14 protein-coding genes are annotated in these 13,009 nt (G+C 44.5%); 1 reads left to right on the top strand and 13 read right to left on the bottom strand.

Annotated features, from left to right (window positions below; genetic code table 11):
- Positions 1 to 105 precede the first annotated feature (105 nt).
- The 11 genes from CGC64_RS06340 to CGC64_RS06290 form a co-directional block, all read right to left on the bottom strand.
- Entirely contained in the window at positions 106 to 1,497 is a 1,392-nt protein-coding gene (locus CGC64_RS06340; RefSeq protein WP_005679825.1) for a BT_3928 family protein, read from the bottom strand.
- A complete protein-coding gene (locus CGC64_RS06335; RefSeq protein WP_005677047.1) occupies positions 1,487 to 2,029 on the bottom strand; it encodes a DUF1599 domain-containing protein in 543 nt (180 codons plus the stop codon). The genes CGC64_RS06340 and CGC64_RS06335 overlap by 11 nt, the downstream gene beginning before the upstream one ends.
- A 125-nt stretch (positions 2,030 to 2,154) precedes the next feature.
- Positions 2,155 to 3,027, bottom strand: a complete 873-nt coding sequence (locus CGC64_RS06330) for a peptidoglycan DD-metalloendopeptidase family protein (protein WP_005679823.1) — start codon at positions 3,025 to 3,027, stop codon at positions 2,155 to 2,157.
- Between the two features lie 19 nt (positions 3,028 to 3,046).
- The gene (ndk, locus tag CGC64_RS06325; protein ID WP_005679201.1) at positions 3,047 to 3,511 is read right to left on the bottom strand and encodes a nucleoside-diphosphate kinase; all 465 of its coding nucleotides are present in this window, start codon (positions 3,509 to 3,511) and stop codon (positions 3,047 to 3,049) included.
- A 223-nt stretch (positions 3,512 to 3,734) separates the two neighbouring features.
- Entirely contained in the window at positions 3,735 to 5,831 is a 2,097-nt protein-coding gene (recG, locus tag CGC64_RS06320; protein WP_005679200.1) for an ATP-dependent DNA helicase RecG, read from the bottom strand.
- Positions 5,832 to 6,491, bottom strand: a complete 660-nt coding sequence (locus CGC64_RS06315) for a 2-C-methyl-D-erythritol 4-phosphate cytidylyltransferase (protein ID WP_005679199.1) — start codon at positions 6,489 to 6,491, stop codon at positions 5,832 to 5,834.
- Between the two features lie 7 nt (positions 6,492 to 6,498).
- Entirely contained in the window at positions 6,499 to 7,050 is a 552-nt protein-coding gene (locus CGC64_RS06310; RefSeq protein ID WP_005679197.1) for a DJ-1 family glyoxalase III, read from the bottom strand.
- Positions 7,051 to 7,075: 25 nt separating this feature from the next.
- The gene (locus CGC64_RS06305; RefSeq protein ID WP_005679196.1) at positions 7,076 to 7,948 is read right to left on the bottom strand and encodes a cell envelope integrity protein TolA; all 873 of its coding nucleotides are present in this window, start codon (positions 7,946 to 7,948) and stop codon (positions 7,076 to 7,078) included.
- 8 nt (positions 7,949 to 7,956) lie between these two features.
- Complete coding sequence (locus CGC64_RS06300) at positions 7,957 to 8,373, bottom strand: ExbD/TolR family protein (protein ID WP_005679821.1); 417 nt, start codon at positions 8,371 to 8,373, stop codon at positions 7,957 to 7,959.
- Positions 8,374 to 8,415: 42 nt separating this feature from the next.
- Positions 8,416 to 9,135, bottom strand: a complete 720-nt coding sequence (locus CGC64_RS06295; protein ID WP_005679193.1) for a MotA/TolQ/ExbB proton channel family protein — start codon at positions 9,133 to 9,135, stop codon at positions 8,416 to 8,418.
- On the bottom strand, positions 9,135 to 9,848 hold the full coding sequence (locus tag CGC64_RS06290; RefSeq protein ID WP_005679192.1) for a pyridoxine 5'-phosphate synthase: 714 nt from the start codon (positions 9,846 to 9,848) through the stop codon (positions 9,135 to 9,137). The genes CGC64_RS06295 and CGC64_RS06290 overlap by 1 nt, the downstream gene beginning before the upstream one ends.
- A 310-nt stretch (positions 9,849 to 10,158) precedes the next feature.
- Between CGC64_RS06290 and CGC64_RS06285 the strand changes: the two genes are divergently transcribed.
- A complete protein-coding gene (locus CGC64_RS06285; protein WP_005679819.1) occupies positions 10,159 to 11,031 on the top strand; it encodes an NAD kinase in 873 nt (290 codons plus the stop codon).
- A gap of 513 nt (positions 11,032 to 11,544) precedes the next feature.
- On the opposite strand, the gene CGC64_RS06280 is transcribed toward CGC64_RS06285, so the two are convergent.
- Positions 11,545 to 11,766: a hypothetical protein gene (locus CGC64_RS06280; RefSeq protein WP_005679188.1), complete on the bottom strand. Its 222-nt coding sequence runs from the start codon at positions 11,764 to 11,766 to the stop codon at positions 11,545 to 11,547.
- A 188-nt stretch (positions 11,767 to 11,954) separates the two neighbouring features.
- The gene (locus tag CGC64_RS06275; RefSeq protein ID WP_005679186.1) at positions 11,955 to 12,827 is read right to left on the bottom strand and encodes a hypothetical protein; all 873 of its coding nucleotides are present in this window, start codon (positions 12,825 to 12,827) and stop codon (positions 11,955 to 11,957) included.
- Between the last annotated feature and the right edge of the window lie 182 nt (positions 12,828 to 13,009).

Below are 13,009 nucleotides of genomic sequence, written 5' to 3'. Positions count from 1 at the left end.
AAGGGTTAATAAATCCATTTCCATTCTTTATATCAAAGCCGGACAATCAGTCTCGGTAGTATCTCCACTCTCCTCCTTCCGGAAGATGAAGATAGTATCAATTTATCAATCATCACTGCCATCAGTAACCGGCTCCTCTTCTTTTTGTTCTTCACCAACCTTCGGAACGATGTTTTGCACTTCACTCTTTTGCTTCTTAGCTTCCGCAGCTTTTCTGGCATTTCTCCTTTCCCTACGACGAACGACCAACACATCTACTCCAAGCACCAGCAGTAATGGAATAACGAACCACAAGAACACAAAGCCAACCGTATGCACATCATTACCGACCTTCTGTTGTCCTAACGGCAGATTCTCCAGTTTGTCGGTCAGTACGTATTCATCCGGGATATCCTCGTCACTCCATTTGTTCAGAATAGTCCCATTCTTAATCAGCATCAATCCCGGATTAGAGCGAATCATCGTCTTCAGTGTAATATCATCCATTTGGCAGAAAGGGTATTCCGCCCCGGTCTTATCCTTCCACAGTTCTATCTGCTCCTCCGGTGAAGAAGTGAGGCAATAAAACTTATAGCCATGCTCCACCGAGTAATCATAGACTTCATTAATCAAGTCTATATTACTGTCATCCGCTTCTTCAATCCGGTGGGCGACCAACAGGAATGTGTACCCCATATCAGTCAGTACATCTTCCGTGATGTCCTCTCCCGTATTCAGTTCTATCATAGAGAAATCATGAATAGCCGGCTCGTATCCTTTTTCTTTGAGTACAGTGCGTGTATCAACAAATGTCCATGTGCTATCCGGATAATTCTCCAGTGTAAATTCTTTCTTTTCTCCGTTCTTCTCCAAAATAAAGACACTTTCATATACACTCGGTTTCGCTCCTTCCGGCATCGTCATTCCTTCCAGTATATTCTTTCCTACCTTGTAGGGACGGAAGTCCAATACCGGCAAACGGTCAAGACAATAGAACGACAACGTAAACACAAAAAACAGCGTGTACAGAGAAACAAGCCATTCCATTTTTTGACTGATAAAGCGGACCAGCATCTTCCTGCCTTTGAACGCTCCGATTGCAGCAAGCAACAAGAGTACGTTCTTGATAAATGTCTCCCAATTAGTCAGCACCCAAGCATCTCCAAAACACCCGCAGTCGGACACCGGATTGAAGATTGCCAGATACAATGTCAACGGTGTCATAAAACTCATCAACATTAACGCCAACGTGGAAGCCACTGTTCTCCGGACACCAAAGAACAAAAAGATACCGATTGAAAACTCTATGGCAGATAATGCGATACCTCCCAATAACGGGAAGAATGAAGGAAACCAGGAAGCCATTCCGAATGCAGCCAGATAGTCCTGTATCTTGTACTGGAATCCCAGTGGATCTACTGCCTTTACAAATCCGGAAAAGATAAATGCAGCCGCCAAAATAAAGCGACTGATATTCGCTATTACCTCCTGAATGATATGTAAATTCTTAACCTTCAAATTCTATCTTAATCAATCCGAATACAGAGTAATTAATCATATCCATGTAATTGGCGTCGATTCCTTCGGACACCAACGTGTTGCCAGACAGACTTTCGATCTGCTTGGTACGGTATATTTTCATTAAAATCAAGTCTGTGTAAGAGCTGATACGCATACTGCGCCATGCCTCGTCATAGTCGTGGTTCTTGGCAAGCATCAGTTCCAGAGCCTCTTTGACATATTTATCATACAAAGCCAACGCTTCTTCAATGCTGATGTCGGCAGACTCGGCATACCCCAGTTCCAACTGAATAAGCCCTATAATACCGTAATTGACAATCGCAATAAACTCGGAACGAATTCCCTCGTCAACCAAAGTTACACCTTTTGTTTCAATACTACGAATCCGGTTGGCTTTGATAAAAATCTGGTCAGTCACCGAAGCCGGACGCAGAATACGCCATGCAGGCCCGTAATCGTGCAGCTTCTTGGAATATAAGTCACGGCAAATAGCGATGACATGTTCAAATTGTTGCTTGGTATCTTTCATTTTCTTCCAAATAGTGCGCAAAGGTAACAATAATTAAGTGAAAACAGAAAGAGGGCACTCTAAATTATATTAAAGTGCCCTCTTCTAAAGGTATTGTTGTATTACTGTTTTATAAGCAATGCTGTTTATGAACAGCGCAAAACTTGTCCGATGCGCAAAGTTGTAGTCGGTTTGATACGATTCAACTTACAAAGTGTACTGACTGATACACCACGCAACTTGGCAATACGCGACAAAGTATCACCACTCTTAACTTTATGATAGCGGATTGTACCGTCAGCCACTTGCGTGTCATGAGAACCGGCACGTTTCGAACCTTGAGTCCTCCTGAACGTATAGGTATCGGCTACGATATCTTGTTTCGGAAAGTCGAACATATAAATAGGATTGATTGCGATTCCGAGGAAACGGGTTTCAAAATGAAGATGAGAACCGGTTGAGCGTCCGGTATTACCACCTAATCCGATTACTTCACCGGCCTTGACCAGCTGATTTTCTTCAACCAGTTGTTTGGACAAGTGTCCGTATACAGTTTCCAATCCATTATCATGACGGATAACGACATACTTACCATATCCTCTGCGCTCATATTTCACAATACGCACTTTACCGTCGAAAGCTGCTACAATAGTATCACCGATATTTACTTTCAAGTCCAGACCGTTGTGCATTCTTCTCCAACGGGGACCGAAAGGCGAAGTGATTTTCGTGCTGGGAGTCGGCATGTGGAAACCTGTCAGGTCGATCGTGTAAGTATCAGGGATAATAGCGTTTCCGTAAGCGTGTACATACTGGTTGTTCCAGTTTGGATAGAGACTTAGGGCGGGATATTCCGATTGTTCGGCACGGATTTGCTTTTGCAATGCCAAAGAGTCTACTGTTTTTAATTTCTTGTCTATCGGTGCTTGACGAGCAATCAGGTCTTGTGAGAAAGAGCTCAAACTAACCATAGCCGCAACAGCTACCAATCCTGTTTTAATAATACAATTGAAATTCATTCGTTCTTTGTCAATTCAATTAATATTCGTCATTTGCATACAGGTAGTCAAATGTCGCCTGTTTGTAATCGAATATTTCTTCCGGTTTAAAAAATCTCGTTAACTCGATAGCTGCGGTCTCTGGAGAATCAGAAGCATGAACTATATTTTCCTGAAAGCTCATACTGTAATCCCCACGAATAGTTCCCGGGGCAGCCAGACGTCCATTTGTCGGACCCGCCAACGTACGGACAGTTTGAATAGCATCCACACCTTCGAAACAACAAACAATGACAGGAGCTGTCATCATGGAATCTTTCACTCTTTGAAAGAAAGGCTTGCTGCTCAAGTGGGCATAATGTTCGCTCAATAATTCATCAGTCAGTTGCATCATCTTCATGCCGGCCAACCGCAGTCCTTTGCGTTCAAAACGATGAGTAATCTCACCAACCAATCCCCGTTGGAGGGTACAAGGCTTTAAAATGACCAGCGTTTTTTCAAGCATGATATACGACTTTTCTAATGGTTAAACGATACATTTACTAAAAAAATTCCTCCAAAGATAGCATTTTTCGATGAAACAACAAGAGAGTTATTAACTATTTTTCAGATGATTAGCCGGAAATAAGACAAACATTCAGGCGTTAAATCCCTATGAATAGGGAGAATAGAAGCAAAATATGTTTTGCAACACATTCCCGCAAATAAACTGTATGTTTAACCGTTTTTCAACTAATGGCAGCCCAGTTAACATTCGTTTTCCGCAAGGATTTGAGTTGCCGCCACAGTATTTCATTCTCCGGACTCTGTGCACCGGGATCATGCTCTACAATATCTTCGGCTATCGCACGGACGTATTGCAGCAATTGTCCGTCACGGGCAATATCCGCAATTTTCAAATCGAAGGCGACACCACTCTGCTGCGTCCCTTCCAAGTCACCGGGACCGCGCAACTTCAAATCAGCTTCCGCTATTTCAAAGCCGTCATTTGTGCGTACCATTATCTCCAGTCGCTTACGAGTATCTTCGGTCAGTTTATAATTTGTCACCAGAATACAATAAGACTGGTCGGCGCCACGCCCTACCCGACCGCGCAACTGATGCAGTTGCGAAAGTCCGAAACGTTCGGCATTCTCTATAATCATCACCGAAGCATTCGGTACGTTCACGCCGACTTCGATCACTGTAGTGGCAACCATTATTTGCGCTTTGCCTGAAATGAAAAGTTGCATTTGTTCATCCTTTTCGGCAGCCTTCATTTTGCCGTGCACTTTACATACAGTACATTCGGGAAATTCTTCCAGGATATGCTGATAGCCTTCTTCGAGGTTCTTCAAGTCTATTTTCTCACTTTCCTTTATTAAAGGATAGACAATATAAACCTGCCGTCCTTCCTCAATCTGCTTGCGTACAGAGCGATACAGGCTTTCCCGGCGGTTGTCGAACTGGTGAACAGTAGCAATCGGTTTCCGTCCCGGAGGCAGTTCGTCGATGACGGACACATCCAAGTCACCGTATAAAGTCATCGCCAACGTCCGGGGAATAGGAGTGGCGGTCATGACGAGCACGTGCGGCGGTTGAATATTCTTACTCCAAAGGCGGGCACGTTGCGCCACGCCAAAGCGGTGTTGTTCGTCAATAACCACAAAACCGAGAGAAGAAAAATTAACGGTATCCTCAATAACCGCATGGGTCCCGATCAGTATTTTCACATCTCCTGTCAGCAAACCGGTGAGGATGGCTTCCCTCCTTTTTCCTTTGATAGAGCCCGTCAGCAGTTCCACGCGGATATCCATACCGAACAGTAACTCCTTAATCGTTTCGTAATGCTGGTTCGCTAATATTTCCGTAGGCGCCATCATGCAGGCCTGGTAGCCGTTATCCAACGCCAGCAGCATACTCATCAAGGCGACTAAAGTTTTCCCGCTACCTACATCTCCCTGCAAAAGACGGTTCATCTGCCGGCCGCTACCCACGTCATTCCGAATTTCTTTCAGCACTCGTTTCTGTGCGCCTGTCAGTTGGAAAGGAAGGTTCTTTGTATAAAACGTGTTGAATACGTCGCCCACTTTTTCAAAGATATAGCCGCGATACCTTCTTTGCCTGTCTTTGGCATAGCGCAAGATGTTCAACTGTACGTAGAAGAGTTCCTCGAATTTAAGCCTATATTGCGCCCGGCGTAATAAATCGGGATTAGTCGGGAAATGGATATTCCGCAGAGCCTCCGTCAAAGGCATCAAGTGATGTTCCGACAACAGTTTGGGAGAGAGAGTCTCAGGCAGAGGCTCCTGTATCTGCAGAATGACAGTTGCCATCATCTTCTCAATCGCGTGAGAGTTGAGGAAGCTGCGCTTCATTTTCTCCGTTGTATTATAATAAGGTTGAAGTCCCACGGAGGAGAGTTTCAAGTCATCCGTCTTGTCTACATCGGGATGAGCTAGATTGATGCGCCCGTTGAATACGGTCGGCTTGCCGAAGATGATATATTCTTCGTGAAGTTTGTATTTGCCGAGGATGTATTTTATTCCCTGAAACCACACCAAGTCCACGACTCCCGTACCATCCGAGAAATGAGCTGTGAGACGACGCTGCCGGCCTTCACCGATCGTTTCGAAACCAAGGATTTCACCTTTCAGTTGGATATACGGCATATTGCCATCTATCTCGTGAATGTAATAGATGCGGCTCCGGTCGACGTATTTGTAGGGGAAATAGTAAATCAAATCATGCAAGGAGTAGATTCCTAACTCCTTATTTAATACAGCCGCCTTCTGAGGACCTACACCGGAGATAAATTTTATGTCGCGTGTGACTAAATCAAACATTTACAAAAGAGCACTCCCGACTTTCAGGTCGAAAGGAGTCGTTATTTTTATATTTTCACGGTTACCTGCTGCAAGATGCACGGGTACACCCATTGCTTCCACAACCGAGGCGTCATCAGTAAAGAACGGAGTAAATTCCTGCTCATAAGCCTGCTTCAACAGTTCGACGTCAAAGACTTGCGGCGTCTGCACCAATTTATAATCATTGCGGCTCACAGTCTCGCTTCCGACTTCCGTTAAATGGCGCAGCGTTTCAACTACATCAACAACCGGAATCACCGCTTTGTGCTGTTCCGCCAAATCATAACAACGACGGATCACTTCTACCGAGACAAACGGACGGACACCGTCGTGCACTCCCACCAGCCCGGGAGCCTGCACCAATGCCAAACCGTTCTTCACCGAATGGAAGCGAGTTTCTCCTCCGTCTACCACCCGATGTTCCACATCGAAATCGTGTTCCCGACAGAGCTGCTTCCAAAAGTTCTGCTGCTCCCGTGGAAGGACTAAAATAAGTTGAATTGCCGCATCATACTTCCGGAAAACTTCCAGTGTATGCATCAATACAGGTTTACCGCCGACAGGAAGAAACTGTTTGGGGAGGTCGCTCCCCATACGCAAGCCCTTTCCACCGGCAACAATGATTACATATTTCTTCATGGACAACTTAGCGTTTAACGCACATCGCCTCTACCAGCTCGTCTACTTTTTCTTTACCTACCAACAAGTCCACGATAGTCAAAGCAAATTCCATGGCAGCGCCCGGTCCCATACCCGTAATGATATTTCCGTCACGAACAACCGGAGCATCGATACATTCGGCACCTTCCAGATATTGCTCGAAGCTAGGATAGCAAGTCGCCTTCTTCCCTTTCAGCAGCCCCAGCTTGCCCAGTACCATCGGAGCAGCACAAATAGCAGCAATCGGTTTGTTTTTGGCGGCGAAATCGAGAATCAATCTACGCAATCCTTCATGTTTATCAAGCGTAGCTGCTCCCGGCATTCCTCCGGGCAACAACAGAAGTTCGGCATCAAAGAAATCACAATTATCGAAGTTGATGTCACAAAGAACAGATACATCATGTGCACCTACTACAATTTCATCCGGTGTAACGGATACGATTTCCACATTCAGTCCGCCACGTCTTAGCGTGTCAATAGCAGTAAAGGCTTCAATTTCTTCAAACCCGTCTGCAAAAAAAGCGTATACAGTTCCCATAATCCTATATTTTTGGTTAATGATACTATCTCAAGTTAAAATAATAAGTGATTGTCCCTGTCTGGTTGGTCACTCCGTCTACTGTATTGAAACGAGCTTTCCTGGCCGCATCTTCGGCGGCTTTCCGCAAAGCAGAGTTTACAGTATTCGTTTGAGGGTTAATGCTGGTTGCAACAACCTGTCCTGCAGGATTCACGGTAATGTTCACCACCACACGTCCTTCTTCCTGCACATTGTAAGCAGGCTTGGGCAAACTGCCCGTACCTAAAGAACGTCCGCCAAGGTCAAAAGTTCCGTAACCGCCCGTTCCGGTCTTTGCTCCGGTGGAAGAATTACCTTCCTTACTGCCTTCCGTTCCCGTGCCACCGGCTGATGTCCCCTTGTTCCCTGTCATTTGTGAACCTTTGCCGAAAGCACCGGCCACTTTTTTTCTCGCGGCCTCTTCGGCAGCTTTACGTTCACGTTCCGCTTTCGCTTCAGCCAGGCGTTTCGCTTCCGCCGCTTTCTCGGCCTCGGTCTTCTCCGGCTTCTTCACAGGCTTTTTCGGTTTCACTACTTCTTTCGGTTTTACCGTTTCCTTCTTGGGCTCCTCCGTCTTCGGTTTCAGAGTGACGGTTTCTTCTTCGGTCTGCGTCAACAAATCCTGTTCCGAAGGGAGTTCCGGCTGGGTCTGAGCAGGAGCCGGAGCCTCTTCGTCCAACACATCGACATCGACCAACGATGGGTCGTCAAAACCACGCGCAGCATCCACATTCCCCATCATTACAGGGATTCCGCCTGCGTCCTCATCCGGTTGAGGAACAGTAAAGCTCACCAGAATCAAAAGAGCAATCACTGCCACGTGCACCAACAATGCACCCAACGCTCCTACGTATTCACCCTTTTTTCTTCTGTCCATCGTTCTTCTTATTTATTTTCCGGCGGGCGTGTAGCCAGCACCATCTTAAAATGATTCTCATTCGCAATGTTCAGCACCCGCACTATTTCACGATAAGGCACTGATTCATCCGCATACAACGCCACATACATTTCAGGCTCCTTTTCCGCACAGCTCTGCAAGAAGGGAGTCAGTTCGTTCAAGGTGTACAGCTTCTCCTTCTCATTACCGAAAGCGGCATAGAAGTTCAGGTCTTTATCAATGATGACTCTCGTCAGCGGTTTGGCCGAGGTCTGCTGCTTGCCTTGCGGCAACAACACCTTTATGGCATTGGGCGATACCACCGTAGAGGTTATCATAAAGAATATCAGCAACAGGAAAATGACATCCGTCATGGAAGCCATGCTGAAATTGGGCGATACTCTATTTCTTCTTTTTAATCCCACGTTTATGAGTTATTATAAAGTTATAAGTTCGGGGAATACGAATCACTTCTGAGCCGGTTCGTTCAGCAAGTCCATAAATTCCATGGTACGAGATTCCATCTTGTTTACCACGCGGTCTACCAGCATCACCAGATAGTTGTAGGCAAACATGGCAATAATACCGACAATCAGACCGCCGACAGTAGTAATCATTGCTTCGTAGATACCGCCGGAAAGTAATGTAATATCAATATTTCCGCTTCCGGCGTTCGCCATTTCGTAGAATGCGCGCACCATACCTGTCACCGTACCGAGGAATCCGAGCATCGGGGCACCGCCGGAAATGGTCGCCATTACGGTCAGCCCTTTTTCCAGTTTCGCAACTTCAATGTTACCCACATTTTCAATAGCGGCCTGTACATCGTTGATCGGACGTCCCAGACGGCTGATACCTTTCTCAATCATACGGGCCGAAGGAGTGTTCATCGTCCGGCAATAGTTAATGGCTGCTTTGATCTCACCACTATGAATATAGTCTTTGATACGTTCCATAAACATCGGGTCTTCTTTTCCCGCCTTGCGAATCATATAATTACGTTCGAACAAGATGTAAAAGCAGACTACGGACAACACACCCAGCACAATCATAATCCAACCACCCTTGATAGCCATATCAAGCATATTCATTTCGGGAGCGTTTACCTCCGTCAGTACGGGGTTGGCGGTAGCCAGCGAGTCAGCCATATTCATAGCCCCTTGGGCTAACAAGATCATTGCATTCATCAGCGTAGACAGTTTTTATATTCCTGGATAGTACGTTCCAGTCCCAAGTACAGTGCATCGCTAATCAATGCGTGACCGATAGAGACTTCATCCACCCAGGGAATGTTTTTATAGAAATAGTTTAAATTTACAAGACTCAGGTCGTGTCCGGCATTCAGGCCGATACCCAGTTTACGGGCAGTTTTGGCCGCTTCGATAAAAGGGGCAATGGCTGCTTCCGGATTCTTCGGGAAATCCGTCGCATAGGGTTCGGTATAAAGTTCAACGCGGTCGGCTCCGGCTTTTGCCGCATATTCCACCATTTCGGGATCAGCAGCTACAAAAACGGAAGTGCGGATACCTGCACTGTTGAACTGGTCGAGGACTTCAGTCAGAAATTCCAGATTAGCTTTCGTGTCCCAACCGGAGTTAGAAGTGATCTGTGAAGGATCATCGGGAACCAATGTGACCTGATGTGGCTTTACCTTCAGCACAAGATCTATAAATTCCGGTGACGGATACCCTTCGATATTGAATTCAGTCCGCAACAGGGGACGCAAATCATATACATCCGAACGACGAATGTGACGTTCGTCAGGACGGGGATGAACAGTGATGCCGTCTGCGCCAAAAGACTCACAATCAAGCGCCACCTTTACTACATCGGGTACATTCCCTCCGCGAGCATTTCTCAGCGTAGCAATCTTGTTTATGTTTACACTTAATTTAGTCATAGTTCTACGTAATATTTGGCGCAAAAATACAAATATTATTATTAGTTGCCTAATAATACGAAACGCATTATAGGTTCTTTTTTGGTTATTTAAAGTAGAAAACCACAAGAAAACACAGAATAAGCATACTTTTGTGTACTTTCCTTCCACCCGACGCATATTTGTAATACTATGCAAATCATTACATTTTGTGAAAGCACCGTTGAAGTTACGGGCACTTTTACTATATCGCCAAACCGAATATTCGCAAACTGATTGGCTATCTCAGAAAAAAGTGCCAAATTTGCAACCATAACTAATGATGTCGCTTATGAAATTTGCCATTTTCGGAAATACTTATCAAGCTAAGAAGTCTTCGCATGCCCTCAGGCTATTCCAACTGTTGAGAAGACAAAAAGCGGAAGTATGTATGTGCAGGGACTTTTATCAATTCCTGACCGCAGAGTTAAAAATGGATGTTCATGCCGACTATCTGTTCGACGGGGATAATTTTACCGCCGATATGGTAATCAGTATCGGAGGCGACGGAACGTTTCTGAAAGCCGCCCGCCGCGTAGGAAAGAAAGGGATTCCCATTCTAGGAATTAATACCGGACGTCTGGGATTTCTGGCAGACATTTCTCCAGAAGAAATGGAAGAAACCTTCGATGAAATTCAATCCGGAAGATATAGCGTGGAAGAACGAAGCGTACTTCAACTCATCTGTGACGACAAGCATTTGCAAGATGCCCCTTATGCCCTCAACGAAATTGCCGTTCTCAAACGGGACAGTTCTTCTATGATTAGTATCCGGACAGCCATCAACGGCGCATACCTGAACACTTATCAGGCTGATGGGCTGGTGATTGCCACGCCCACCGGTTCCACCGCCTATTCGTTAAGTGTAGGCGGTCCTATCATGGTGCCCCATTCCAACACCGTCGTTATTACTCCCGTAGCTCCGCATAGCCTCAACGTCCGTCCTATCGTTATCCGAGACGATTGGGAAATCACATTGGACGTGGAAAGCCGCAGCCATAACTTCCTCGTTGCCATTGACGGCCGAAGTGAAACGTGCAAAGAAACCACCCAACTCACTATCCGCCGGGCAGATTACAGTGTCAAAGTAGTAAAACGCTTTAATCATATTTTCTTTGACACGCTTCGCAGTAAAATGATGTGGGGGGCAGACGGCAGACGATAAGAAACAGATTACAGGGGTATTCCCGTTTCGCATCATTTAGAATTGATACATGGCTGTTCTTTGCCGAAATATCTATCCGATTCGGAAAGTTATTCTTACTCACTAAGAAGATCAGAGCCATAAGTTTCTTGGTGTTTCCATAGTTAGAAACTTCAGTTTCAACGCTTAGAAACTCTAGTTTCCATACGCAGAAACTCTAGTTTCCTTATGGAGAAACTTCAGTTTCCAGCCTTGGAACCGGAGTTTCAACGTTTAGAAACGCCCTCTCATCCATAAAGAATGAATTTCATATCCTACACGAAAATATTTCATTGCCTACGTGGTGTTGCAGATAAAGTATCTGCAATCGATCTGAAACAAGTATCTGAAACATCATAGCTATCTGACACCAAACAAACTGAATCGATTTTGTTACAGGTGGCAGACGGTATGGTAGACGGAGTTCATTCTATAGTCGCATAAAAAATTGTTTGATTCAAAACCATATCATATCCACCAATAAAGCAAGGGCAATTACCAACAGTCTGTCCTGAAAGGAGCAGCTGGCAATCCTGTTCTATCATATAAATTGCAATCCGGGTTATGATTGAATTTCCACTGATATCCCGGTTTTTCCGTTGAAAAATCATCATCCGTTTGGAGTAACACTCGATCAGATGTCTTGTTTATGTCCGATTTTGTCCAGGTTTGCACAGGCTTACTGATACCGTTCATACCCATATCGATTCCGTTCATAGGCCAATCCTCCCCACTAGCTACACCCTAAATAGGCTTCTCCGTTATCATCCCACAAAAAACAAGGATCTTCCCACCTTTCGGCAACGTCAGTCAATATCATTTTTCCTTCCCACCCAGACTTTACTTCTCAAAACAAATAAAATATAATAAAAAGACCCGTTTTACCAAGTGTATTTATAAGCCTATCAGTTTAGCGTAAATGTCTGCGAGCCTATCAAATTACCACCTTCGAAGATGTCGACCCGATAATTTCCGGCATATAAGAATTCTTCTACATCCCAGAATACATTGATATTCTGTTCTTCGCCATTATATTCAATATACTTCTTGATAGAATAAACCAATGTACGGTTTTCATAAGGGAAAGTATTGGATGCGCTCTTGGTCAGTACATCATTATCCGGCTTTGTGATACGTATATAAATAGTACGTTCGCCATTTTCGGCTGTAATATTCTTCACGACAGTAAAGCTGATAGCCAGTTTCACCACATCCTTCACCTTCTTCGCCACTTTGCCGCGCTTGTTACGTGGCTCTATACGAATATTGGTAGCGTCGAGCTGAGCAGCCAATGTCACTTTCTTATTCAAGTTCTTCTTTTCTTCAGAAAGATTACTGATTTGTTGAGAAGCCTGGTTATATTTCTTAGTTACATCAGCAATAACCAGTTTCTGCTGTTCCGTCAATTTATTCAAAGAGTCAATCTGGTTAATATAACCAATCATAACCTTACGCAAAGTAGCCAATTCTTTTTTCAAACGGCGAATTTCCGTTGCATTTGTACTTTTCACAGTACGAAGTTCTTCGAGCAGTCGTTGAGTCTTTAACTGTTCCTGATCCAGCAATTGAGCTAGAGAATCATTGGAGATCGTCATCTTCAACTCATCATATTGTTGGGCAAAACGGGTGTATTCATTTTCCAGATCTTCTTTATCCAACTGAAATTCCTGTACCAACTCCCGGTTAGCTTGTTTCTCAGTAAATAACAAATAAGTAATACCAATAATAGCTATCACCAGAATAGCCACGGCTGCAATAAGAAGACTTTTTTTATTCATAGTTCAGTGTGTTAATTGATAACCGCCGCAAAAGTAATCATTTCGTAACAGAGTAACATAGAATGAGGTATTTTCTTTAACTAAAATTATTACGGAAAAATTTCTTTAATCAGGATTATCGTTGTAATTTTGTCGCGCAAAATAGATAAAACAAATTATCAACTTTTTAAATATATAGTATT

Source organism: Bacteroides caccae (assembly GCF_002222615.2).
In the GTDB taxonomy this organism is placed as follows: Bacteria; Bacteroidota; Bacteroidia; order Bacteroidales; family Bacteroidaceae; genus Bacteroides; species Bacteroides caccae.
The sequence above is the reverse complement of the archived record's forward strand: the minus strand, read 5'-3'. Positions and strand labels throughout refer to the sequence as shown.